The sequence below is a fragment of the Ureibacillus sp. FSL W8-0352 genome, from assembly GCF_038004345.1.
Lineage (GTDB): Bacteria > Bacillota > Bacilli > Bacillales_A > Planococcaceae > Ureibacillus > Ureibacillus thermosphaericus.
This window is the reverse complement of sequence record NZ_JBBOQT010000001.1, coordinates 2,289,728-2,315,716: the sequence shown is the minus strand read 5'-3', so window position 1 is coordinate 2,315,716 and position 25,989 is coordinate 2,289,728. Positions and strand designations below refer to the sequence as shown.

23 protein-coding genes and 1 riboswitch are annotated in these 25,989 nt (G+C 36.9%); of the genes, 15 read left to right on the top strand and 8 right to left on the bottom strand.

The annotated features are described in order from the left end of the window. Positions 1-58: 58 nt before the first annotated feature. The 3 genes from NST98_RS11710 to pepT all read right to left on the bottom strand — a co-directional run bounded on the left by NST98_RS11710 (position 59) and on the right by pepT (position 3,135). The gene (locus tag NST98_RS11710; RefSeq protein ID WP_096549858.1) at positions 59-766 is read right to left on the bottom strand and encodes a Fe-S oxidoreductase; all 708 of its coding nucleotides are present in this window, start codon (positions 764-766) and stop codon (positions 59-61) included. A 90-nt stretch (positions 767-856) separates the two neighbouring features. Then, positions 857-1,825 (bottom strand): DMT family transporter, encoded by a 969-nt coding sequence (locus tag NST98_RS11705; protein WP_096549857.1) that lies wholly within the window; start codon positions 1,823-1,825, stop codon positions 857-859. Positions 1,826-1,905: 80 nt separating this feature from the next. After that, a complete protein-coding gene (pepT, locus tag NST98_RS11700) occupies positions 1,906-3,135 on the bottom strand; it encodes a peptidase T (RefSeq protein WP_340715185.1) in 1,230 nt (409 codons plus the stop codon). A gap of 162 nt (positions 3,136-3,297) precedes the next feature. On the opposite strand from pepT, the gene NST98_RS11695 reads away from it, so the two are divergent. Then, entirely contained in the window at positions 3,298-4,992 is a 1,695-nt protein-coding gene (locus tag NST98_RS11695; RefSeq protein ID WP_340715735.1) for a hypothetical protein, read from the top strand. Between the two features lie 32 nt (positions 4,993-5,024). Here the strand turns inward: NST98_RS11695 and NST98_RS11690 are convergent, their stop codons facing one another. Together NST98_RS11690 and nfsA are read right to left on the bottom strand one after the other, a co-directional pair. Then, positions 5,025-5,483: a hypothetical protein gene (locus NST98_RS11690; RefSeq protein WP_340715184.1), complete on the bottom strand. Its 459-nt coding sequence runs from the start codon at positions 5,481-5,483 to the stop codon at positions 5,025-5,027. 72 nt (positions 5,484-5,555) lie between these two features. Further along, complete coding sequence (nfsA, locus tag NST98_RS11685) at positions 5,556-6,290, bottom strand: oxygen-insensitive NADPH nitroreductase (protein ID WP_016837656.1); 735 nt, start codon at positions 6,288-6,290, stop codon at positions 5,556-5,558. A gap of 405 nt (positions 6,291-6,695) precedes the next feature. Here nfsA and NST98_RS11680 point away from each other — a divergent pair, with 405 nt between their 5' ends. Next, positions 6,696-8,360, top strand: coding sequence for an amidohydrolase (locus NST98_RS11680; protein ID WP_340715183.1), 1,665 nt, complete (start codon positions 6,696-6,698; stop codon positions 8,358-8,360). Positions 8,361-8,414: 54 nt separating this feature from the next. Here the strand turns inward: NST98_RS11680 and NST98_RS11675 are convergent, their stop codons facing one another. Continuing rightward, positions 8,415-9,059 (bottom strand): glycerol-3-phosphate acyltransferase, encoded by a 645-nt coding sequence (locus NST98_RS11675; RefSeq protein WP_016837658.1) that lies wholly within the window; start codon positions 9,057-9,059, stop codon positions 8,415-8,417. 145 nt (positions 9,060-9,204) lie between these two features. Continuing rightward, positions 9,205-9,312, top strand: a riboswitch (SAM riboswitch). 112 nt (positions 9,313-9,424) lie between these two features. Between NST98_RS11675 and NST98_RS11670 the strand changes: the two genes are divergently transcribed. From NST98_RS11670 to NST98_RS11660, 3 genes are all read left to right on the top strand, one after another. Continuing rightward, positions 9,425-10,726, top strand: coding sequence for an O-acetylhomoserine aminocarboxypropyltransferase/cysteine synthase family protein (locus NST98_RS11670; protein WP_340715182.1), 1,302 nt, complete (start codon positions 9,425-9,427; stop codon positions 10,724-10,726). A 622-nt stretch (positions 10,727-11,348) separates the two neighbouring features. Further along, positions 11,349-11,738: a hypothetical protein gene (locus NST98_RS11665; protein WP_096549851.1), complete on the top strand. Its 390-nt coding sequence runs from the start codon at positions 11,349-11,351 to the stop codon at positions 11,736-11,738. A 289-nt stretch (positions 11,739-12,027) separates the two neighbouring features. Then, positions 12,028-13,014 carry a homoserine dehydrogenase gene (locus NST98_RS11660; RefSeq protein ID WP_016837661.1) on the top strand — a complete coding sequence of 329 codons (987 nt, stop codon included), beginning with the start codon at positions 12,028-12,030 and terminating at the stop codon, positions 13,012-13,014. Positions 13,015-13,296: 282 nt separating this feature from the next. On the opposite strand, the gene NST98_RS11655 is transcribed toward NST98_RS11660, so the two are convergent. Then, the gene (locus NST98_RS11655) at positions 13,297-13,527 is read right to left on the bottom strand and encodes a hypothetical protein (RefSeq protein WP_016837662.1); all 231 of its coding nucleotides are present in this window, start codon (positions 13,525-13,527) and stop codon (positions 13,297-13,299) included. A 177-nt stretch (positions 13,528-13,704) separates the two neighbouring features. On the opposite strand from NST98_RS11655, the gene NST98_RS11650 reads away from it, so the two are divergent. From NST98_RS11650 to NST98_RS11620, 7 genes are all read left to right on the top strand, one after another. After that, the gene (locus tag NST98_RS11650) at positions 13,705-14,625 is read left to right on the top strand and encodes a DMT family transporter (RefSeq protein WP_340704802.1); all 921 of its coding nucleotides are present in this window, start codon (positions 13,705-13,707) and stop codon (positions 14,623-14,625) included. Positions 14,626-14,752: 127 nt separating this feature from the next. Then, on the top strand, positions 14,753-15,445 hold the full coding sequence (locus NST98_RS11645; RefSeq protein ID WP_096549848.1) for a response regulator transcription factor: 693 nt from the start codon (positions 14,753-14,755) through the stop codon (positions 15,443-15,445). Continuing rightward, positions 15,423-15,578, top strand: coding sequence for a hypothetical protein (locus NST98_RS11640; protein ID WP_172597806.1), 156 nt, complete (start codon positions 15,423-15,425; stop codon positions 15,576-15,578). The genes NST98_RS11645 and NST98_RS11640 overlap by 23 nt, the downstream gene beginning before the upstream one ends. 12 nt (positions 15,579-15,590) lie before the next feature. Then, positions 15,591-17,786 carry a sensor histidine kinase gene (locus tag NST98_RS11635; RefSeq protein ID WP_340715181.1) on the top strand — a complete coding sequence of 732 codons (2,196 nt, stop codon included), beginning with the start codon at positions 15,591-15,593 and terminating at the stop codon, positions 17,784-17,786. Between the two features lie 208 nt (positions 17,787-17,994). Beyond that, positions 17,995-18,825 carry an undecaprenyl-diphosphate phosphatase gene (locus NST98_RS11630; protein WP_016837667.1) on the top strand — a complete coding sequence of 277 codons (831 nt, stop codon included), beginning with the start codon at positions 17,995-17,997 and terminating at the stop codon, positions 18,823-18,825. A 158-nt stretch (positions 18,826-18,983) separates the two neighbouring features. After that, a complete protein-coding gene (locus tag NST98_RS11625; RefSeq protein ID WP_340715180.1) occupies positions 18,984-19,109 on the top strand; it encodes a hypothetical protein in 126 nt (41 codons plus the stop codon). Between the two features lie 249 nt (positions 19,110-19,358). After that, complete coding sequence (locus NST98_RS11620) at positions 19,359-19,856, top strand: hypothetical protein (RefSeq protein ID WP_340715179.1); 498 nt, start codon at positions 19,359-19,361, stop codon at positions 19,854-19,856. Here NST98_RS11620 and NST98_RS11615 read toward each other — a convergent pair. Next, a complete protein-coding gene (locus NST98_RS11615) occupies positions 19,853-20,650 on the bottom strand; it encodes a TIGR00266 family protein (protein ID WP_016837669.1) in 798 nt (265 codons plus the stop codon). The genes NST98_RS11620 and NST98_RS11615 overlap by 4 nt on opposite strands. A gap of 172 nt (positions 20,651-20,822) precedes the next feature. Between NST98_RS11615 and NST98_RS11610 the strand changes: the two genes are divergently transcribed. The 3 genes from NST98_RS11610 (at position 20,823) to NST98_RS11600 (ending at position 25,927) form a co-directional block, all read left to right on the top strand. Next, entirely contained in the window at positions 20,823-22,301 is a 1,479-nt protein-coding gene (locus NST98_RS11610; RefSeq protein WP_340715178.1) for an aldehyde dehydrogenase family protein, read from the top strand. Between the two features lie 21 nt (positions 22,302-22,322). Further along, a complete protein-coding gene (locus NST98_RS11605) occupies positions 22,323-23,492 on the top strand; it encodes a saccharopine dehydrogenase C-terminal domain-containing protein (RefSeq protein WP_096549845.1) in 1,170 nt (389 codons plus the stop codon). 266 nt (positions 23,493-23,758) lie between these two features. Next, positions 23,759-25,927 carry a beta-propeller domain-containing protein gene (locus tag NST98_RS11600; RefSeq protein ID WP_340715177.1) on the top strand — a complete coding sequence of 723 codons (2,169 nt, stop codon included), beginning with the start codon at positions 23,759-23,761 and terminating at the stop codon, positions 25,925-25,927. Positions 25,928-25,989 lie beyond the last annotated feature (62 nt).

Sequence of the window (25,989 nt, the reverse complement as noted above, 5' to 3'; positions counted from 1 at the left end):
GATTTCCTATTTACTCTATCAAAGTAACTACCTTTGATAAGCAGGAAATCTCTTAACATTATTTTATTGGACAATAAGTGCAAGCGTTTAATCCAGGAATATCCTTTGTAAAGCAGCAACTTTTTCGCACTGGCGAATTGACGAGTTCCATCGGATTTTTTCCTTTTGTATATTCATAAAACCAAGATTTATTTGAAAAACGTTGCCATACTTTTGTATCCTCAAGTATTTCGATATCTTCAAAAGCTCGGTCTGCCAGCAGAGGATTTTGTAGCAATACATTATAATTCCACAACATATACCCGAAGATGTTCTCCCAAAGAGTAAGAGGAGAGATGGTTGTTGTTTGGCGAAGTTGTACAATAATTTGATGGGCTTGATACAGGATTTTTGAAATGACATATTCCCTTTCATTTTCTTCTACATAGCGGAAGTCTGTAGGAGTAATGTATGTTCCGAGCGTATCCATACCATATTCATGTACATGGAAGTAACGAACATCTTCTAATTTTCCGTCCCAAATTTCATCATAAGCAGTGAGAAAATAAAATTGGGTAGCAACGAATAATCCATAGCGACAGCTGAAATGGGATATAGCTGCAGCCTCTGTACTTGCTTGAGTAATTTCCATCATGAGCTTCAGAAAATCTTTTAGAAAAAATTCTTTATGTATATTTTCCAATGTAAATAAAGGGTTTTTCGGCTCTTCTGTAACAATACTATAGGAATTTAGGAAAGTAAGTTGTTCATATGTTAAAACGGGCATCGTATCACCTCTATGTTATTTCACTGTGTTTAACATAACATGTTTTTGCTGATTTTGTTTGGAGATGATATAGAAGGGGAAAGCCAAACGTCATTGGAGAAGTTTGGCTTTTTCTGATAGGTCTGATTTTTTTCCGATAATCGCTGTGTGATAGCTATGAAGTAGCATGCCTACGATAATAACCGCAAGACCGAAAAGTGCAATTGGATCTGGTAGAGGAACTCCAAGTATTATCATTTCTCCGATAATGACAAATACGACTTCCATCGATTGAGTGGCTTCAACTGCAGCAAGTTTTCCTTGATGATTTCGCACACGGTCTGTGGCAATAAAGAACAACGTCGTGGCGATTACACCGGAACTAACAGCGACAATTAAGGATTGTATGACTTGGTTCATGGAAGGGAGCCCCACTGTACAAATCGCAATAACAGCTAAAATAAACCAAGCTGGCAGCGATGCAATGGTCATACCAAGCACACGTTCAAACGTATCGATTCGACTGCCGCATAACTCCATCATTTTTCGATTACCAAGCGGATAACTAAAGGCAGCGATGACTACCGGAATCATTCCAAGCAGTAAGTGATTGAAAGTTACCTCTTTTCCTTGTGGTATTTGAATAAGCATAATACCGACTAGAATAATGCATGAAATGAATAAGGAAGTGAGCGGTATTTTTTGACGTATGATTTTGTTATCTACGACGGTTACAAATAACGGTGCAAGAATTACACCGGCAACAATCGTAAACTGCCACGTTCCCGACACAAGCCAACCAGGTCCATAAGCTGCTGCAAAGGTGAGTGGTGCGTAAAAAAGAACAAAGCCCACGAAACTCCAGAGCAACCATTTTGAAGTATTTTCTCTCATTTCTCTACGTAAATTTTCAAAACCAGTTCGGTAAGAAACAATGGCAATAAGGAAGGGAAGCATAAAGAAAAATCTTAGTGAAGAACTCCACAGCCAACTTCCTCCACTTAACTCCATGGACCGATTTAAAATAAAAGTAACCGCAAAAAATAAGGCTGCAAATATGCCAAGAGTGATTTCTTTCATTTTATTAATACCTACTTTCTTAGAGAAAACATCGAAAAATTCTATACTACAAATATATTAACAGAATATTCAAACATGATTTATTTCGTTTCTGCCTCAAAGAGTTTGACGATTTCGATGATAACTCTTGCAGCGAGTTCCATCGTTTCGGCAGACACAAATTCGTATTTACCGTGCATGTATTCTCCGCCAGCAAAAATATTTGGAGTTGGCAGACCCATATAGGACAACTGAGAACCGTCAGTTCCTCCACGGATCGGTTCGACGATTGGTTGAATATTTAAATTTTCCATTGCTCGTTTTGCAATGTCTACGATTTCTTTTACAGGCTCGATTTTTTCTTTCATGTTGTAATACTGGTCTTCTAATTCGACAGTGATGGCATTGTCACCGTATTCTTCTTTTATTCGCTGTTCAACCATTCGGAAGTATTCTTTTTTCGCTTCAAATTTGTTGCGGTCGTGGTCGCGAATAATATAAGAAAGAGTTGCTTCCTCAATAGTTCCATTAAAATTCATCAAGTGAATAAATCCTTCATAGCCTTCTGTTTTTTCAGGAACTGCTTCTTGAGGCATGAAATTATGGAATTTTATCGCCATCGTGATAGCATTGACCATTTTTCCTTTTGCAGTACCAGGATGAACACTGATTCCGCGAGTTGTTACTTTTGCAGCTGCCGCATTAAAGCTTTCGTACTGTAATTCTCCTAGTGGACCACCATCCATCGTATAAGCAAAATCCGCACCGAAAGCTTTGACATCAAATTTATGTGGCCCACGACCGATTTCTTCATCAGGAGTAAAGGCAACTCGAATTTTTCCGTGTTTAATTTCAGGATGATTTACTAAATATTCCATTGCCGTCATAATCTCTGCAATTCCAGCTTTATCATCTGCTCCCAGTAACGTCGTGCCGTCTGTTGTAATCAATGTTTGTCCGACATAATTTTTTAAATTTGGGAATTGGTTAGGGGATAGAGTGCATTCATCGTTTAATTGAATTTCTCCGCCGTCATAATTGTCAATTCGTTTCGGTTGGACATTTGTTCCAGAAAAATCTGGTGATGTATCAACATGAGCTAAAAAACCAATAGTTGGTACAGGCTTGTCTGTATTGGCTGGTAATGTGGCAAATAAGTAGCCATTCTCGTCCAATGTGATGTCTGTAAGTCCAATCTCTGCTAGTTCATCTTTTAGTACATTTAATAGATCCCATTGTTTTTTCGTAGAAGGGGTTGTAGAGCTTTCCGGATCAGATTGTGTGTCGATTTTAGCGTATCGAATCAATCGTTCAATAACCTTTTCTTTCATGACGCTGCCTCCTTATTAATACTGCCTCTATTGTATCATTTTTCCTTTTTTATGATGAGAAAAATGCTGTGTCAAAAATTACTTGTGTCAAAAATTACTATTGAAATTATTGAAACTATTTATAGCTACCCACCGTAGAATAGAAGAAGGATGGTGAATAGGATGACACAATTACTCATCACGACTCTAATATTTTCTATTATTACAACGATTCTTATCGTTCCAATTACTAGAAGATTGCCGAAAGAAGCTACATTATCATTTAAACAATTCTTGCAATCATTATTATTTGTATTCATCGGTAGTTGGATTATTTATTTTCTATTCGTATATTTGACGAAAATTGATGTGCATTGGACAATTTTCATTTATGCATTACCTGTTATATTGCTAATGGGTATATTGGCATCTGGTGGAGCAGAACGAAATATTAAAGGGATTCTGTTTTTAGCTAGTTTAATTGGATTAATATATATGCTTACAGCACCCATTTTTAATGCGGATGAAAAGTATGAGTCTGCAAAAATGGAGCAAAAAGTCGAAATTGAACCTTTTGATGAAACAAAAACACCTGCCAGCGTACCGCCGCATTTTGCGGAAAATAAAATGAAAAAAGCATTCGGACAGGTGCCTAATACAAGTTACTATGAGCTTGGGAACTTGCAAATTCAAAAAGTAAACGGTGAATTTGTTTATATTGCTCCCGTTGAGTTTTCAGGATTTTTCAAATGGTTAAATGGGGATACAACGCCCGGCTATTTTAAAATGAGTGCAACGGATTCCAATGATAATCCAGTATTTGTTGCGAAAGAAATGGTCTATGTACCGTCTGCCTTTTTCAATAAAAATTTAGAGCGCCATATACGTTTACAATATCCAACACTTATTTTCTACGGTGAGCCTCAGCTTGAGGTGGATGATGATGGTACACCTTATTATATCCGTTCCTATGGTGAATTCATTTCTGCCCGAAATGGATTTGATGTAAAAGGGATCGTCATGGTTGATGCTTATTCAGGAGAGACGAAAAAAATTCCTTTAGAAGAAGTGCCGAAATTTATTGATGGTGCTGTATCACCTGAAGCAGTGAGCCTTCAAAATAGTTATTTCGGAAAATATGTGCATGGATTTTGGAATAGTCTCTTTGGAAAAAAAGATGTGAAATTGCCTTCTGATGAAGGAACAGAAGCGAATGTGAGTCCAGTCTTTAATCAAGATGGAGAAATGTATTATTTTACTGATTTTACAAGTCCGAAAGAAGGCGTTGATTCGATGCTCGGTTATTCATTGACTCACGCGCGAACAGGTGAAGCGGTGTATTATACAGGGAATTTAGAAGAATCATACATGGATTCTCAAGGGGCATTAGCTATTATAGAGAAGAAGTTTATTGAAAAAGAGTGGCAAGGAGTAATGCCTATTCTTTATAACTTCTACGGTGAAGCAAGTTGGCTTGCTCCTGTGCTTGATTCAAACGGCTTCTTGCAAAATTACTTTATTGTATCTGCAGCGAATCCGGAAATATCCGTTTATGGGTCAACACCAAGTGAAGCACTAAGACAATACAAAACTGCTTTAACAAGAGGAGCAAGTACGGTGGAAGGATCGAGTAATGCAGAACAAAAAACGATTAAAGGGAATGTCCTTCGCGTCTATAAAGAGCGAGTAGGGGATTACACAATTGTGTCCTTCTTACTGCATAATGGTCAAAACTTTGTTGTCAGTTCTCAAAATGAACCGCTTTCCATTTACTTAAAAGAAGGGGACGAAGTGGTCATTCGGTATTTTGAAACTGGAGAAATGTTTTTACCGGTGAAAGAGTTGAAAATTGAAGGTGTAGTCAATATTGGCCAATAATAAAAATCCCGAGGCATTTGCTTCGGGAAATTTTATTGTTCAAGTTTTTCGTTTTTAGTTGATTTTTTTGAACGCTCCTTTATAAATTTGAGCATTTGTTGTTTTCTTAATTGTATTTGTTCTTCTTTAAATGGGTTCACTGTTGAAAAGAGCTTTCTTTGTTCTTCGAGCTGAAGGCGTTCTGATTTAAAACGATTTTTTGGTTCATGCTCAAAAATGTAGTCTAAATGAAAAAACTGCAGTAGTGCCACTTCTGGATTTTCTAAATTATATACGAATTTGATATTCCAGACGCTTGTGTAGGAAATATATTGATTTACATATTCCGTTGCATAGCGATATTTTTGTTTTTGGATTCTTCGTTCGATATTACGATGAATATTCCCTAAGCATAAGTTAATTTCTGCTAATGTACGATAGTAACTTTTTACATGTTTGATATGCTGTTGTTCAAGGGATAAAGTGACTTGTTTATCGTGTTTCATGAGCATCTTTCCTTTTAAATTACCTTAATCCTTTATGGAAAGAGTTTTTTTAAATTTGGATTGAAATGATTCAATGGGTTATTTCCAAGTAAATCCTTTAGAAGCTAAAAATTCTTTAATATGAGGGCGTCGCTGTTCGATTAAGAAATCCGCCATTTGTTTCGTCCAGTTTGCCAATTTTTGATTCGAACTTCTAGAAGCATAATATTTTTCCATGATTGCATCGTATTCATCTAACAGTTCATCATATTTTTCAACATTATATTCATTTTCGTGTAATACAGCTTCTACTGGTAATCTCGGTTTCGTTTCATTAACTTTCGTTGGTTTACCAATCGTCATTGCAAAGAGAGGGAAGACGTAATCAGGCAAGTTAAATAATTCGCTGATTTCTTTCGGATTGTTTCGTGCTCCTCCGATATAACAAATTCCATAACCTTCTGCTTCTGCGGCGATGACAAAGTTTTGAGCAAAAATTGATACATCGGCCACTCCAACTAATACATTTTCCGCTGTGTCCACAGTGATATCAACACCATGTTTTTTTCCAGCCGCTTCTAAACGTTTAAAATCTACGCAGAATAGAAAAGCGGCGCCTGCTGTTTGAAATTGAAATTCATTGTTTGATAGTTTCGCAAGCTTTTGCTTCTTTTCTTCATCTGTTACCCAAATTACGCTGTAAGCCTGTACAAAATGAGAAGATGCAGCCATTTGAGCAGTTTGAATTAAGTCAATAACCGTCTCTCTTGGAATTTCTTCTCCTGTATATTTACGAACAGAAGTATGGCTGCGTAATAACTCTTTTACACTCATGTTTTACACCCCTTATGTATTCATCAATAATAGCGTGAATTTCATCCTTTAAGGCTATATTAGTACACTTTCTTCTAGATGACAAAAATTTGAATTATAGAAGCCCCAATCGATTTACAGTACGTTGTTGAAAAAGAGTACTAGAAGATAAGCTCATTCATTAAGGTATTCCAAATTTTAAAGAAAAAGCACCTGTACCGTAAGCCGACGTGTTCTGTGGGGCACTTAATGATAGTAAGAAATAGATCGATTATTCATTCCTTTATTTTACCAGTTAATATATGGTTAATACTTTACAGTAATTGAACAATTATTGAACTTGTATCAATACATAAAATGTATTCATTATTGAAAAATGAATATCCTATATTGAAATAACGTTCCTAAAGAAGCGAGGTGGTATACATGAAAAGACGTATTTTCATCGTACTTCTCGTGTTATTGTTGGTAGCTTTCCATTTCAAACCAATTGTTGCAGAAGAAGAAATTGTTCAAGCGGATTTAGTAATTGAAAATGTTGAAGTATTTACTGTCGACAAAGTAAACGAGAAAGCAGAAGCCATTGCGGTGAAAAATGGAAAGTTTGTTTATGTAGGAGATCGGGAGGGCGTACAAGCCTATAAAGGTCCAAAAACGAAAGTAATGCATTTAGATAATCAGCTGTTATTGCCAGGATTTGTTGACGGTCATAATTATGCATATTTAAAAGCCGAGAAACTGTATTTATTGGACTTAACCCCTTACTCAAATTTTGAACAATATAAAAGAGCGATTTTAACGTATCGTTCACAAAATCCACAATTAAGGCAGCTTCGTGCTGTTGGATGGAATCAAAATGTGACGGAAGAAGCGAGTCAAAAGAGTGGACAAACTCCGAGAGAATTAATTGATCAACTTGTTTCAGATATCCCGTTTGTAGCTTTTTCAAATCATCGAGACGAGCTTTGGGTTAACTCAAAAGCAATCGAAATTTCAGGATTGGATGTAGAAACAGAAAAACAGGAACAAGGACAAATTGACCTTTTAGAAAAAGGCGAGTTGGGAGTAGTTCAAGGACAGTTCATTAAAGTAGTTATCCAATCTTTGCCTCAACCGGATTTTACAGTAGAACAATATAAGATAGCATTGTTGGAATTTCAAAAAGAAGCGGCAACATATGGAATTACGGCAGTATTTATTCCGTTCCGATACCATTCGGAAAATTTATTAAAAGCTATTGATGAACTTGATCAACAAGGTAAGCTGACGCTTTCCTATGAGTTAGGGTTATACGTAGATCCTTTTAAAGGATTAGAACAAATTGATTCGTTAAAGGAATGGAGAGATAAGTATCAGGGAGAGAATTATAGTTACCAAACGGTGAAATTGTATGGTGCAGAAGTTTTATCAAAAGATGGTTCATGGAATAGGGACAAGTTTTATCAACTGTTGGAATTGTTAGATCGGGAAGGTTTTCGAATACATGTGCAAGCAGATGGGGAATTAGATGAAATTGTAAAGGTGTTTGAATATGTTCGAGAGCATAATGGAAAACAGAATTTCAAGCATACTATTACCAATATCCCTTTTATGACGAGGGAAAATTTAACCCAATTTCGAAAGTTTGGTCTGATTCCATCTGTTCAGCCATCTCTCTTTTATCACACAATGGGAGTTAAAGAAAAGGTGGAAGAATTAAAAGATTTGCATCGAATGAAAAGCTATTTTGAGCGGGGATTACCAGTTGCATCTTCGAGTAATTATCCTTTTGGCGAGTTGAATCCACTATACGGAATTGAAACGGGAATGACTAGACTTCATGCAAAAGAAGAAAAAAATCTTAAACCATTATGGCCAAAAGAAAGTGCTACGTTGAAACAAATGCTTCGTAGTTACACCATCTATGCGGCAAGACAAATAGGAAAAGAAGAATGGATTGGGAAGATTCGTGTGGGGAAACAAGCAGACTTTATCATATTAGATAAAAATATCTTTAAAATACCTCCTAGTGAGATAAGTGAAGCGAAAGTCGTGTTAACTTATTTTAAGGGAAAAGAAATATATCGTGATAATTCTCATATCGATGAATGAAATAAAAAGAACCTCCCGTAGTTGTTAGGTGTATTACCTTTACGGGAGATTTTTTTATGCGGTTTCATCTTTCTCTCTTTTAAAAGCTGCGTTGATGGTTGGTTCTGTCCCGAGTTTAATGCGTTTAATGTTTTCTAAATGTAAAATCGTTGCAACCAATAACAGCAATATTACGATGATAAATGGCCAAATAGTTGGTTCAAACAGCAAAGAGTTTATAGCAAAAACGATATACAAAAAGAATACACCGATAATTAAATAGTTGGATAATAAGGAAACTATGACAAGAGCTATCATAGAAAGTAGACCAAATTTCCAATTGATTGCAAGGAAAATTCCGATGAGGGAAGCAGTTCCTTTACCGCCTCTGAAATGCATATGAATGGGAAAATTATGACCTAGAATTACTGCGGCACCTGTCAAATAGAGCAATATTGAGATTTGTTCAGTTTCAAATAGTGTATAGTGATCTAAAAAATATCTTGTTAAGATAATCGCAAAAACTCCTTTTCCGATATCAATGAATCCAACAAGTATGCCGTATTTCCAGCCCAGCGTAAGGGTAGCGTTGGAAGCTCCTGCATTGCCGAGTCCAGCTTCTTTTAAATTCACACCGGAAAGTAATTGTGCTGCATTTGACCCATGAATACATCCAATAAAATAGCCGACAATAAGAAATGTAATCACTGCAGTTATCATTCTATTGGACTCCTTTATAGAAAAGTGCATTTTAATATATTATACTCAATAAAATAAAAAATAGTTTCAAATTTTTTAAAAAATTAGTTGACAGAGTGGCATACTATGTTTTATAGTTAATCCAACGATGGAAATCAAATCAATACTCTTATCAAGAGAGGCGGAGGGACTAGGCCCTATGATGCCCGGCAACCGGCAAGAAAATTGCAAAGGTGCTAAATCCTACAGATCATATTGATCTGAAAGATAAGAGGAGGAAATGTACGTGCATACAACACCCTCTTCTTATATAAGAAGAGGGTTTTTGTTTTACTTCAATGCCTCCTCAAGAAATCCATCAATTATTTATTTAGGAGGAGAAAACGATGTCCGAATTCAAGCCAGAAACGTTATTACTTCACGGTGGCCAACAACCTGACCCTACTACAGGTGCTATTGCTGTTCCTATTTATCGCACAACAGCATATGCATTCAAAGACACAGAACATGCGCGCAAATTATTCGCTCTTGAAGAAGTGGGTAATATTTATTCTCGCATTATGAATCCAACTGTAGATGTATTTGAAAAGCGTGTTGCTTTACTAGAAGGTGGTACTGCAGCTGTTGCTTTATCTTCCGGTCAGGCGGCGATTGCATTTTCCATTTTAAACATCGCTAATGCAGGAGATGAAATTGTTTCAGCTGGTTCCTTATATGGTGGAACATACAACTTATTTGCAAACACATTGCCGCGCTGGGGAATTACTACAAAATTTGTAGATGAAAGAGATCCAGAAAACTTCCGCAAAGCGATTACGGACAAAACAAAAGCGATTTTTGCTGAAACGGTAGGAAACCCTAGTTTAAATATTTTAGATATTGAAGCGGTGGCAAAGATCGCTCACGATAATGGCATACCATTAATTATTGACAATACGTTCCCATCTCCATATGGATGCACCCCAATTGAATTTGGAGCAGACGTCGTAATACACTCGGCAACAAAATGGATTGGGGGACACGGTACAACAATCGGAGGAATTGTTGTAGATGGGGGTAAATTTGACTGGACACAAGGTCGATTCCCAGGATTCACTGAGCCCGATCTCACATATCACGGAATTCGTTACGGCATCGATACAGCAGGAGCTGCTTTTGCAACAAAATTACGTGTTCAATTATTACGTGACTTAGGTCCAACTTTAGGTCCAGATGCAGCATTTAGCTTCCTGCAAGGATTGGAAACTCTTCACCTTCGCTACGTGAGACACGGTGAAAACGCAGAAAGAATTGTGGAATTCTTGAAAAACCATCCATACGTAGAATATGTGAATTATCCAGGGGATGAAAACTTCCCATCTCACCACCTTGCGAAGAAATATTTAAAAAACGGTTACGGATCAATGGTAACATTCGGAATTAAAGGTGGTCGTGAAGCAGGTCGAGTGGTAATTGACAACGTGAAATTATTCTCTCACGTAGCGAATGTTGGAGATGCAAGATCGCTCATTATTCATCCTGCATCAACAACTCACCAACAATTATCTGCTGAGGAATTAAAAATTGCTGGAGTAGGGGAAGAACTCATTCGCTTATCCATCGGCTTAGAAAATGTAGATGACATTATTGCAGATTTAGATCAAGCTTTAGCAAAAGCTGAGGCAGAATTTAGTGTAAATAAGGCTTAATCATTCGTTCAAGCCCTCTAAGAACCGCTATTGAATCGCTAATAATAGCTGCTCATTTGCGGCTGTTAAAAAATAAAGCATTAAACGCTCCCCATAATAGTCATTAAGAGAAGAGGTTGCTCATGTGCAACATTAAAATCCTCTATGGTCCAAAAGATAAAATGCTCATTTGCAGTGAAAATTTAATAGGAAAGTGCTGCTCATTCGCAGCTGATCCAATTATTCAAAGTTTCTTAAAATAATTGATTGAGTAAGGCTGCTCATTTGCAGTAGATAATTCAAATTTTTCTCAAAGGCGTTTAATCGAAAGGCTACTCATTTGTAGCAAAAATAATTTAATACGATGTGAGTTGTATTCCCATTCGAATACAATTCACATTAATAAATAGGCTGATCTGTCATTTTGGTAGAACCAATCGTTCTCAATTCTAGACACCCCATTTTCGATATATAAAATTAATTCCTAGTAAATTAATTAGGTTACTTGAATTTTTTCGTTTAATCATTTATAGTGTATATAAGAGTTGATTGAATGCTATTGTATTTGGTATTTTCAATAATTCCCCCTAAATGTTTAAGGAAAGCCTTTAATGGCTTTCCCCTTTAAAAGGAGTTGAATCCTATGAAAAAGATTTATAGTGCCCAAAATTTTGCGGCTTATATCATATACGAATTAAATGACATGAATACTTTTGTAAATGCAAAATCATTGCAACATTTGCTTGAAATAGTAAAAAAACAGTGGGAAAGTGTTTTTGGATACAGCCCGTATAAAGAGCAAACCTATACGCTTTTAGCACACGGGTATATAGTAAAAGAAGTATACGATGCATATAAAGAATTGGGTGAACAACCAATTTTAGAACCTGCAAAAGAATGGTTTTTAACATATGGGGATTTCCAATTGATAAGAAGACCTTTTGCTGTTCCTGCCTTTTCAGCGGAAGAAGAACGATTGATGAGAAAGATTTTACGTAACTATCAAACTGCATTATTAGTGCATGCATCGTGATAAGATGAATGACTGGTCAGTACAATAATATAGTACTGGCTTTTTTATTTTAACGAAAAATGAATCAGTTATGCATTTATATGCCCTTCTGAAGAAAACAATTGTCCATCTTGGGTAGAATTCCCTTGAGTTCCTTTGAAATATACGTTAAAATTTCTGTATGTTTCAAAAAATATTGAATTTTTTATTATTTTCATCCGCTGAAGAAAGTGTTTGTGTAGTACGAATTCGCTGCACTCACTATTCAACAATGTAATTTCATGGAAAGAAAGATGGAGGCGAAAAGGAAATGGCAACAATCAAGGCGGCCATCTTAGGATTTGGCACAGTAGGTCAAGGCATTTATCATATATTGAATGAAAAGCGAGAAGATTTACGTAATAAATTAGGTGTCGAACTAGAAGTGGCAAAAATTTTAGTGCGTGACACTACAAAGGAGCGAGTTCCAGGAACGCGACATCTATTGACGGATAGTATTGATGATTGCTTATCTGTTAAGGGGTTGCAAGTTGTTTTTGAAGCCATTGTAGGAGAAGAACCCGCATACACATATTTGAAAAAAGCGGTTATGAATAAATGCCATGTTATAACAGCGAATAAAGTCATGTTTGCAAAATATGGACTTGAATTGCAGGAACTTGCGAAACAAAATGGCGTCTTTGTTGGATTTGAAGCAACAGTAGCAGGCGGAGTACCTGTAATTAAAACTATGAAAAATATTTTGCTTGTGAATGATGTTTCAAAAATACAGGGTATTTTAAACGGTACTTCCAATTATATTTTAACAAAAATGCGTGCGGAAGGATGGTCTTTCGAAGAAGCGTTGAAAGAAGCACAAGCACTTGGATATGCAGAGGCGGATCCATTTATGGATATTTCAGGTCAAGATGCTTTTAAAAAGCTCATGGTTTTATCTGCCCTGGCTTTTGGTGAGCAGCCGAACTGGAATGATGTAAAAGTAATAGGAATCGATGACATTACGCCGGAACAAGTGAAAGAGGCAACTGAAAAAGGACTAAGGTATCGTCACGTCGCAGAAGTGGAAAAGTTAGCAGACGGTACAATTTTTGCCCAAGTTGGACCAATGCTAGTTGATAAAGAACACCCACTTTATCCAATTGACGATGTATTTAATGCGGTTACGATGGAAACAAACTATATCGGAACGCTGACTCTTGTTGGCCCAGGTGCTGGAATGTATCCAACTGCAAGTGTGATGGTAGAAGATTACGCTGAAATTATCGGAAAACGTGCTGGTTTTGTGGTAACAATATAAATTAGTTGCTTCTGGAAATGCTTCTGAAAAACTTTCGGTTTAAGAGGCATTTTATTTTCTATAAATCTTAAAGATTATATTCAAAAATTCATATGATGAACTTCATCGTAAGAATCAACATTTATATTTTATTTTAAGCATTGAGAATTGTGCTATCTGAAATGATGTCTTAATTTTATGGTAGGGGATGAAGCCATTGAAAGGAAATATAATTGGAGAAAAAATGATCATCCATGTGGGGTTGGATGATCATTTTTTAATATGCTGCATTGACAACCCTTGTTAATCTTCATCTTTGACGTCAATATCTTCTGGTATCGGCGTGTTCCGCCAAAGTTCAATCTCTTCCTTTATTTGCTTTAATTGTTCGTGGTATGTTTCAAATTGAGCGCTATTGATGAGAAATTGTTCTCCATCATGAACTGCTTTAATACGCCCTTCATAAATGTAACGCAGGACCATTTCTTCAGGCATTGAAATATCTTTTGCCGTCTCGCTCACTGTTTTGTACACAACATGACCCGCCTTTCATTTATGATTTCCCTTAAAGAAAATTTCTGACTAATGGTAAGTTTATTTTACAATATTATTATGGGAATCGGAGAGTTTTTTAAATCAAAATTCCGATGTTGCCAATTAAAAATTATGATAGCATTACAGTAAATTGTATTTTGAGTGGGAGGATATGCAATGAACATATTGCCATATATCTTTGTATTGCTTGCAGCGATGTTTTGGGGAACCGTTGGGACAACCCAAACTTTTTTACAGGAAGGCATTTCACCGATTGCTGTTGCTGGAGTACGATCAGCGATTGGAGGAGGGGTATTACTCATTGCAGTCCTCGGGATGCGAAAAATCAACTTAAAAAAATGGTCTTGGAAATGGACGATTTTAGCTGCATTGACAATTGCTTTATTCCAAAGTTTATTTTTTACGTCTGTTCGTTACACAGGAGTTGCTGTTGGGACGGTCGTTACGATTGGAAGTTCGCCGGTGTTTGCAGGAATTATTGAATGGTTGATTTTTAAACGTCGCCCAAGTCGAGTTTGGGGAATTGCCACGTTGCTGGCGATTATCGGTTGCATCCTGTTATTTGTTAATCGTGGAGAAACGACGATTCATCCTCTAGGAATCTTACTTGCCCTATGTGCTGGGTCGATGTTTGCACTTTATACGAATAGCAGCAAGCAATTAACTGAAAGGGAAGAGACGTTACCGAGTGTTGCGTTAACCTTTACGTTATCCGCTATATTTTTACTGCCTTTTTCTCAAAATGGTGTTTCGTGGGTGTTAAATACGCAAAATCTTTGGCCTATGCTCTTTATGGGGCTCTTTGCCACGAGTTTAGCTTACATATTGTATTTAGCAGGTCTTGAGAAAATCAGTTCTTCTTCTGCGGTGACGTTATCGTTAGCGGAGCCTTTAACGGCAGCGTTACTCGGTGTGTTTTTAGTTGGAGAATATTTAAGCCCTACTAGTTGGATTGGCGTAATGTTACTGCTTGGGGGTATATTGGTGCTGACTCTTGGTAGTAGAAAATCGATTAAACAGATGAAAGAAGTAAATTTACAACAGCAAAATGATGTTGTATCTAAAGAGACTACTTAAGGGGGACCTTGAGTAGTTTTTCTTTTCTTTTTGTTGTTCTTCAGAAATTCTTAAGATTTTCCCTAGCAATTTTGTAAGAAACATACTTTATGATAAAACTATAAGAAAAAGAGATGAGGAGATGCGAATGCAACTTACTGTACTTGTAACAGACGATGATCAGGACATTCGTGACGGCATCGAAATTTATTTAAAAAACGAAGGATACAATGTGTTGAAGGCAAAAGACGGAAAAGAGGCTCTCGAAATTCTTTCCAAAAATGAAGTGCATCTGATTATCCTTGATATCATGATGCCGAATTTAGATGGCATTCAAGCAACGTTTAGGATTCGGGAGGAACGAAATATCCCGATTATTATGCTCAGTGCGAAAGCGGAAGACACAGATAAAATACATGGACTTTCAATTGGTGCAGATGACTACATTACAAAACCTTTTCATCCGTTAGAGCTGATAGCTAGAGTAAAATCTCAATTAAGACGATATACCCAACTTGGTACGTACAATGGAGCAACCAATTCGAAAATCGAAGTAAATGGTTTATCAATCGATCGTGAAGCAAAAGAAGTTCGACTCAATGGAGAAATTGTCAAGCTCACCCCGATTGAATATAAAATTACCGAGCTATTGCTCACGAATGCTGGTCGCGTCTTTTCTATACAAGAAATATATGAACGGGTTTGGAACGAAGAGGCGTACAATGCGGAAAATGTCGTTGCTGTACACATTCGAAAAATACGGGAGAAAATTGAAGCAGATCCAAAAAATCCGAGATATTTAAAGGTTGTGTGGGGCATTGGTTACAAAATTGAAAAATAAGTTAGAAGTCGGTTTGATGGGAGCAAGTCTCATTGCATCGATTATCGGCATCATATTGATTATTAGCTTTACGATTCGATTTTTAACAAAAGAATGGAACAACATTATCACGTTCTTTGTCAAGATCTTTTGAGGAGGAAATGTTATGAAAGAAAAAAGTAAAATACTCCTCTCTCTTTTTCTTATATCTTGGACTCTTTTTTCAGTTTTCTTATTAATTACTTATGGATCGCAATATATCGGAAAATCTTACTTTGATTCGAATTCCTTTAAAGGAAATTTAGAAAATTTTAAAAGTGAAATAGGGCGATATGTATTAGATCCGTTTGATGTGGAAGAGGCAAAAAAGCAAATTACTGTAACAAAAGAGGAAATTGAATATCACCGAAATTATTTTGGGTCGCTAACCGATCAAGTGGAAAATATTAAATATCAATATCAAGAACGAATTGAACAAGCTGCTGACGATCCGGAATTGAAAGAATTGCTTCTACAAGAACGGGATCAAAAAATTGAAGATATTAAGAAAAACTTTCAGGATGATAGTCACGTAGAAGAAAAAATTCGAAAGCAAAAAGAGGCAATTATTCACCGGTACGCTGTTTTAGAGAATGAAAATAAAAAGGCGTTTTTAGATGAGTATAATTACTTTGCTTACAGTTTACGAAATATTGAAACGGGAGAAACCTTTCAATCTGGCGATGTGAATGCGGAAGCGGTGTTTAAAGAGAATTTTGGAGATAAAAATTCATATTTAGTCGTAAACAGTTCAAGAACGATTTCCCCAAATGAATATGACTACACAATTATGAAACCAGAGATGACGATTGAAGGAAAAGTATCTCGTTATGAAGGTACTATCATCATTCCAAAATCGATGATGCAGAATACTCAATTTAAAGAAGATTATCAAGTGTTTATGACTGTAAAAATAATACTTTATAGCATTTGGGCTACTTCTTTATTGGCGATTGTTGGGTTGATGACGGTAGCGAAGCCGTCCTTTAGAGACTTTTTATTTGAAAAAAGCTTAAAAGAATACTTTTTAAAAATGCCGATTGACTTACGTATTGCAGCAACGTTATTTGCAATACTGATTACGTCTTTAATATTTGACATTACAGGTAATTTCATCCGATTCAATTATTATTACATGAATCATGAATGGATTCAAATCGGCATTCATTTAGCAATCGACTTAGTATTAATTTATATTTTTACAAGCATTAGTATTTTGGGAGCACTATGGACTTGGGAATCCGTGAACAATGAAGAAAATATTAAATATGAGTGGAAAAGATCATTAGCTTATCGTTTATCTGACGGCATCCAAGATTTATTTTTATCTCGGTCAATCGGAATACAAGCTTTGGCAATTTTAACGGTTGCATTTTTGGCAGGATTCGGGCTTGCAATTGTTTTCATAGAGCCAATTTTTCTATTAGTTTATGCAATACTGTTTATCTTCATTGCATTACCAGCCTTGATTCTCTTTTTACGAAATGCAGGGTATTTGAATCGAATTATGAAGCAAACGAAAGATATGGCAGAAGGACGTTTGACGAGAGAAGTACAGGTAAAAGGGAAATCACCACTTGCACAACATGCACAGAATTTAAACGAGTTGCAAGAAGGGGTTCGGAAATCTTTAAGCGAACAGGCGAAAAGTGAACGATTAAAAACGGAATTAATTACAAATGTGAGCCATGATTTGAGAACACCACTCACATCAATTATTACTTATACAGATTTATTAAAAAACCCCAATATTACAGAGAATGAGCGAAAGAGATATATCGAAATATTAGAGAAAAAATCCCACCGTTTAAAAACGCTTATTGAAGATTTGTTTGAAGTGTCGAAAATGTCTAGCGGGAACGTGGAATTAAAAAAAGAACGAATTGATTTAACACAGCTATTACAGCAGGCGATTGGTGAACATAAAGAAGCTTTTGAAAAAGCGAATTTAGATCTTCGCGTTATGTTACCAAATGAGCCCCTTTATGCCTATGTAGACGGACAAAAATGGTGGCGAGTGATTGATAATTTAATTGTAAATGCATTGAAATATTCATTAAAAGGTACTAGAGTATATATTACATTGAAAAAGGTAGATTCAGTTGCTGAATTAGCTGTGAAAAATATTGCAAACTATGAATTAGGTGATAACGTAGAGGAATTAACAGAACGTTTTAAACGAGCGGATGAGTCGCGTCATACGGAAGGTTCTGGCCTAGGACTTGCCATCGCTCAATCGATTGTGGATATGCATAATGGAAAATTGAGAATTAGCGTCGATGGTGATTTATTTAAAGTTGTTGTGACGGTGACTGCAGAATAATGGAGAGGTTGCGATTCGCAACCTTTTTCTTTTTTTATTTCGTTCGTCAATTCAGTTGGAATACTTTAGCGGAAGAATAAATAATGTAGTAAGGGTTATTGAAGATGGAAACCAAAATGGAGTTATTACGTTTTTTAAGTGATGGACATTTTATAAAGTATCGTGTATTGTAAATTGAGTGAAAAGAGAGTAAGGGGAATAACGTCTTATGGAATTCATTGAATTATTAAAAGCACTCATCCTCGGGTTTGTAGAAGGGATGACGGAGTTTGCTCCTGTCTCATCTACAGGCCATATGATTATCGTGGATGACCTATGGTTAAAGACGACGGAATTTTTAGGACAGGGGTCCGCAAATACATTTAAAATTGTTGTTCAGCTTGGTTCCATTTTGGCGGTCGTTGTCGTCATGTGGAAACGTATGTTAAGTCTTGTTGGTTTATACAAAATCGATGGACAAGAATATTCGAAACGTTTTAATTTAATGCACGTAATTGTGGGAATTATTCCAGCTGGCGTGTTTGGCGTATTGTTTGAAGATTTTATCGACGAACATTTATTTACAACCGAAACGGTCATTGTCGGGTTAGTTTTAGGTGCTTTTTGGATGATTATTGCTGATAAATTTGGACCAAAACGACCAGCAGTTACATCACTAGACAAATTATCTTATGGTAAAGCATTTAAAATTGGATTAATTCAATGTCTTTCTTTATGGCCAGGCTTTTCCCGCTCTGGTGCGACGATTGCCGGTGGGGTGATGATGGGGCTTGACCATAAAACGGCATCGGACTTTACGTTTATTATGGCTGTTCCAATTATGGCAGGAGCTAGTGGATTATCTTTAGTAAAAAACTGGGATCAAATTAATCCTGATCATTTTTGGTTTTATGCTGTCGGATTTATTAGTGCATTTATCTTTGCGTTAATTGCTATTAAATTTTTCTTAAAATTAATTTCTCGTATTCGATTAGTACCTTTTGCTATTTACCGTTTAGTGTTGGCAGCAGTATTGATTGCGGTATTATTCGTAATGTAATGAAAATATCCTTTCTCATTAAGTGGGAAAGGATTTTTTTTAATTATTATGACTAAAAATAAGTGTAGAATGTACAATTTTGTGTTGTAATGTCATATCCACACGAGTTGTAATGTCATATCCACACGAGTTGTAATGTCATATCCACATGAGTTGGAGTGGCATCCGCACAAGAAGAGAGTGTATCCACACGAGAAGGAGTACTATCCGCACAAGAAGAGGAAGTATCCACACGAGTTGGAGTGGCATCCGCACAAGAAGAGAGTGTATCCACACGAGAATGAGTACTATCCGCACAAGATGAGGGGGTACCCACACGAGAAGAAGTGCTATCCGCACAAGATGAAGTATCCACACGAGAAGGAGTGCTATCCGCACAAGATGAAGGTGTATCCACATGAATGGGAGTGCCAACCGCACAAGAAGAGGGTGTATCCACACGAGTTGGAGTGGCATCCGCACAAGAAGAGAGTGTATCCACACGAGAATGAGTACTATCCGCACAAGATGAGGGGGTACCCACACGAGAAGGAGTGCTATCCGCACAAGATGAAGTATCCACACGAGAAGGAGTACTTTCCGCACAAGAAGAGAGTGTATCCACACGAGTTGGAGTGGCATCCGCACAAGAAGAGGGTGTATCCACACAAGTAGGGATATCATCCGCACAAGATGAGGGGGTACCCAAACGAGAAGGAGTGCTATCCGCACAAGATGAGGAAGTATCCACACGAGAAGGAGTGCTATCCGCACAAGATGAAGGTGTATCCACACGAGAAGGAGTGCTATCCGCACAAGAAGAGGGAGTACCCAAACGAGAAGGAGTACTATCCGCACAAGATGAGGGGGTACCCACACGAGAAGGAGTGCTATCCGCACAAGATGAGGGGGTACCCACACGAGTAGGAGTGCTATCCGCACAAGATGAGAGTATATCCACAACCATTCACACGAGTAGTGGAGTCATCCACACAAGAGTGAGCAATATCCACACAACCAACATTAAAAATATTGGAAATTGCATCTTTTAATCATTAAATAAGTTAAATAAACCGCCGATACCGCCTTCACCTTTATCTTTTCCTCCTCCGCCTTGGGAAACAGGAGCTGCTGCGAATACGCGGCTTGCAAGTCTCGAGAATGGTAATGATTGAATCCAAACAGTACCAGGGCCTCGTAAAGTTGCGAAGAAGATACCTTCCCCACCGAACAGAGCAGTTTTAATGCCACCAACAGCTTCAATGCTATAATCCACTTCTGAAGTCATTGCGACAAAGCAGCCTGTATCGATTCGAAGAACTTCACCTGGCTGTAATTCTTTTTGATGAATGGCACCGCCTGCATGAATAAACGCCATGCCATCCCCTTCAAGTTTTTGCATGATGAATCCTTCTCCACCGAAGAACCCAGCGGAGATTTTCCGTTGAAATTCGATGCCGACGGAAACCCCTTTTGCCGCAGCTAAAAAAGCATCCTTTTGACAAATTACTTTACCATTTAATTTACTTAAATCCATTGGGATGATTTTACCTGGATAAGGAGCTGCAAAATATACCTTTTTTTTCCCCATGCCAACGTTTGTGAAGGTCGTCATAAATAAACTTTCACCCGTTAGAAGCCTTTTCCCAGCTCCCATTAATTTCCCCATGAATCCTCCACCGCTTTTAGAAGATCCATCACCGAAAATTGTTTCCATTTTTATGCCATCATCCATCATCATTAAGTTCCCGGCTTCAGCAATAACTGTTTCATTCGGATCTAGTTCCACTTCAACGTATTGCATATCATCGCCATATAATTTGTAATCAATTTCATGATTATTCATGTCCTTGCCTCCTTTAGCATTTACTTAATATATACGATATTTTCATACGTTTCCCTTTGGATAAAGTTTCAACTAGTTCAAGACATTTTATGAATTGTTGAGAAAAAAAGGGATTATCGAGAAAATGTTGAATAATAGTACAATAAGTAATTAAAAATATAAGGAGGGTGTTATGGACTTAAAAAACTATATAAATGGCCGTTGGATTGAACAAGATTTAGAAAAAGTTGCAGTCATTAACCCAGCAACAGGTGAGGAATTAGCGAAAGTCCCTCTTTCAACGAAGAATGAAGTGGAAGAAGCTGTTCGTTCAGCAAAACAAGCTCAAAAAGAATGGGCTCTCATTCCAGCTCCTAAACGAGCTGAATATTTATATGAAATTGGTTATAAATTAAAGGAAAAGAAAGAGTATCTAGCTCAAATCCTCACAAAAGAAATGGGGAAAGTGATTGAAGAAGCCCGTGGCGAAGTGCAAGAGGGCATTGATATGGCTTTTTATATGGCGGGTGAAGGCAGACGATTATTTGGTGAGACGACTCCCTCCGAATTACCAAATAAATTTGCAATGAGTGTAAGAAGTCCCGTCGGCGTTGTTGGCATTATAACACCTTGGAATTTCCCCATTGCCATTGCTACGTGGAAGTCATTTCCTGCGATTGTTGCTGGTAATACAGTTGTTTGGAAACCTTCTACCGAAACCCCTCTCATGGCGTATGAATTAGGAAAAATTTTTGAAGAAGTTGGCCTGCCTGAAGGAGTTGTGAATATTGTATTTGGGTCAGGTTCTACGGTTGGTACGGCACTTATAGAACATCCAGATGTAAAAGTGATTTCTTTTACAGGTTCAAACGAAACAGGACGCAAAGTCGCAGAATTAGGTGGCCGACATTTGAAGAAAGTCTCCCTTGAGATGGGTGGTAAAAATGCCATTATCGTAATGGATGATGCAGATTTAAATTTAGCTGTGGAAGGAATTCTATGGAGCGCCTTCGGTACAACAGGACAAAGATGTACCGCTTGCAGCCGAGTCATTGTTCACAAAAATATGAAAAATGAATTAGAAGAAAGGTTAGTCGCAGCACTTAGTAATTTAACGATTGGCAACGGTCTTGATCCGGATGTGAAAGTCGGACCAGTTATAAATCGGGCAGCTTTAGAAAAAATTTATCATTATGTAAAAATCGGCAAAAATGAAGGCGCAAGATTATTAACTGGTGGAGAAATTATTACAACACCACCATATAACCAAGGATTTTTCTTTGAACCAACCATATTTACAGATGTGAAACCTGATATGACCATTGCTCAAGAAGAAATTTTTGGACCGGTATTAAGCATTATTGAGGTAAATAGCTTGGATGAGGCTATTGAAGTCAATAACAGCGTGAAGTTTGGTTTATCCAGTTCCATTTACTCTCAAGATGTAAATCGAATTTTTAAAGCGCAACGAGATTTAGATACGGGGATTGTGTATGTGAATGCAGGTACAATAGGTGCTGAAATTCATTTACCATTTGGGGGAACAAAAGGAACGGGGAATGGCCATCGAGATTCCGGTCAAGCCGCTTTAGACGTATTTACAGAATGGAAAAGCATCTATGTAGACTATAGTGGCAAGCTTCAGCGTGCACAAATTGATACAGATAAATAAAAAGAAAAGGGGATGTTTGGAATGAAAGTAGTAGTGTTAGGTGCAGGACTAATGGGGAGAGAAATTGCGAGAGATTTAAGTGCAAGCGACAAAGTAGAAAAAGTTTATTTAGCAGATTTAGATATTGAAATGGTAAATGATTTTATCAATGAAGCAAATTTACAAAAAATCGAAGCAGTGTATTGTAATGCTGAAGACGAACAACAATTGCGTGATATTATTTCAAAAGGAGACGTGTGTGTTAACGCATTGTTCTATGAGTTTAATGAACGTGTAGCAAATGCTGCAATTGATGTTGGCGTACATTCTGTTGATTTAGGGGGACATATAGGGGAAGTAACAGAAAATGTACTGAAATTAGATGAACAAGCAAAAGAAAAAAATGTAACGATTATTCCAGATTTAGGTTTAGCACCGGGAATGATTAATATTCTAGTTGGATACGGGGCTTCGAAATTGGATAGGGTAGAGTCCATTCAACTATATGTTGGGGGAATTCCGGTAAAACCTGAACCTCCATTAAACTATACTCGCGTCTTCTCCCTTGAAGGTGTCATCGACCACTATACGGAGCCAGCTAAAATTATTCGTGATGGACAATTGGTGAAAGTGGAGTCACTCTCAGGAGTAGAACCTATTTACTTCGATCAATTTGGAACATTAGAGGCATTCTATACTTCTGGTGGAACTTCAACATTATACAAAACATTCCCGAATGTGAAAACTCTTGAGTATAAAACAGTTCGCTATAAAGGGCATGCTGAAAAGTTCCAGTTATTGAGAGAATTAGGATTCTTCGATCGAGATAATGTTGTCAATGTAGATGGTGTCGAAGTGAAAGTACGCAGCGTTGTTCGAGAAGCGCTAAAGAAAAAATTGTACTTAGGTAAAAAACAAGATGCGGTAGTGCTACGAGCAATTATCGTTGGTGAAAAATCTGGTGAGCAAGTCACATACGAATATGAAACGATTTTAAAACGCGACGAAAATTCAGAAGTGACGGCAATGGCACAGGCAACAGCTGGTACGATTGCTTCCGTAGCGATTATGATTGGTGAAGGAACAATTTCACAACGTGGTGTGTTCCCACCAGAAATGATTGTACCAGGTAAAGAGTTTATTGAAAAAATGAATAAACGCGGCGTTATAATTAAAGAAACGTCTCATCGTTCATCGATTGTAAAATGGTAAAAACGTGTTCTAAAATTATTTATCTGAATGTTCTGTATAAAGAGCGGATGGAGAAAAGAACGAGTTTTCCCATTCGTTCTTTTGCTTTTTTAACAAGACTTGGATGTCCACTAGTACGTGAAGTGTAATGCTTCACGTTTTTTCTTTTTCTTATTTAATAGCATAAAAAATAAAAGTGGCAAAATTGAAAATTCGTTTAAAATGATGTAACTATATAGAATTTTGGCAGTCTAATCGATAAAAAGAAGAAAAAGGAGTGAAATGGGATGAATAATAAAACCAAGATCTTGGCAAGTGGATTCATTCTACTCGTTTTTGGGGTGTTTCTGAGCTTCATATTGCTCGGAAAAAAGGTTGAAGTAAATGCAGCTTCCGTCGTTTTTTATGGGCAGCCTTATGATGTTCATCTTTCCCATGCATTAGATGAACAGGCAATTCAACGCGGCAAAGTGTACGTTACTGATGAAGATGGAAACAAAGTGGACGCAACGGTTACATTAAGCAAAAACCAACGCACATTAACGGTTGAAAATTTAAAAATAGGCAAATACATTCTTCATATGGAAGATAAATCCTTCCGAAAATCTTCGGTAAATTTAAAGAATCAAAAAATTGAATTTGAAGTGATTGAAAAGTTGGAATCCATAAAGTCCGTTAAAGAATTAGAGGAATACTTCCAAGCATTGCTTAATAAGCATAATCAAAACGGAGTTAAATGGGAATTTTTTGAAGAAGAACGTGTTGAGATGAAACAATCAACTGAAGCAGATACTGCTTCAAGTGGAGGAAACCATTCGACAACGAATAATCAAGTCGAAGGAATTGATGAGGGCGATGTCGTTATTACTGATGGCAAATATATTTATGCAACTGTAGAACAGCAAATTAAAATTGTTGATGCACAAAATCCGAAAAACTTAAAACAGGTTGCAACGATTCAACTAAAAGGCAACGGCTATCCTCATCAGTTAATGAAAGAAGGAAATTATTTAATCATCTTATTGGATGAATTTGTAGAAGATCCACGAAATAGCCATAAAGAATATTATGGCGGAAAAACGTTTACAAAAGCAGCGATTTATGATGTCAGTGACGCTTCCAAGCCAAAACTAGTAAAGGAATTTGGTCAAGAAGGTTACATGAATGGTGTTCGTAAATATAACGGTGTACTTTACATTGTTTCAAACTATACACCAAATTATTGGATAATGAAAGATGCAGAGGTCGAGCTAAGACCATACATTGTTGAAGATGATGAATCCAACCCTTTGGAAATTGAGAAAATCTCGATTATTCCAAGCTCTACAGAACCATCTTATTCTATTATTTCAGCGATTGATTTGAACAATTTAACATCTAAAGAAGTAAATACTAAAGGATATTTAGGAAGTAGTTCTACTCTATACATGTCTAAAAATGCATTATATTTAACAGCTTTTGATTATGGAATGGCAGTGCCTTTGCCAATCGATTTAAGAGTGACGACTTCTGATTCTGAAGCAGAAAAGTCAATAGCTCCTATACAATCAGGTGAGCCAAAAACGAACATTTATAAATTTGCAATTGATGGAACAAATATTGAATTTACTGGGACAGGTACAGTGAAAGGGAATGTATTAAATCAATTCTCTATGGATGAACATAACGGATATTTCCGCATTGCAACAACGGAAGGAGTTGCTTGGGGTAGTCAAGCGAATTCCAAAAACCATCTATTCATTTTAGATGAGAACTTGAAGAAAGTCGGAGAAGTTACAGGTTTAGCGAAAGGCGAACGCATTTATTCCGTTCGTTTTATGGGCGATAAGGCGTATATTGTGACATTTAAAGAGACAGATCCACTCTTTGTAATTGATACGGCAGAACCGAGCAATCCAAAAGTATTAGGTGAATTAAAAATTCCGGGCTTCAGCAACTATTTACATCCGCTTGATGAAAACCATTTAATTGGAATCGGTTATGATACAGAACAACGGATGGATTCATGGTCGAAGGAACCGTTTACTGTAACAAAGGGAATGAAAATTTCTTTATTTGATGTATCTGATTTCGCGAATCCAAAAGAACAAGATATGGTTATTATTGGAGGACGCGGAACTTATTCGGAAGTGCAATATAATCACAAAGCACTCTTTAGAAATGAAGCGTTAAATTATTATGGATTCCCAGTGATATTGTATGAAGAAGGAAAGAATGACGATGTGAAATATAAAGGATTGGGTGCGTTAGTGTACGAAATTACCACGGAGAAGGGGATTCAGTTAAAAGGAAACTTAATTACACCTGCGAAAGCCAATGAATTGTATGAAGATTGGGAATCAAGCATATCTCGTTTAGTGTATATTGATGATGCCTTGTATACAATATCACCGAAAGAAATAAAAAGCTATGATTTGAAAACTTTTGAACCAATTGGACAAATGAAAATCAAATAAGTTCAAAAAATCTGCTCTGGTTGAAGAGCAGATTTTTTATTAAGAAGGGAATATTACAAGTA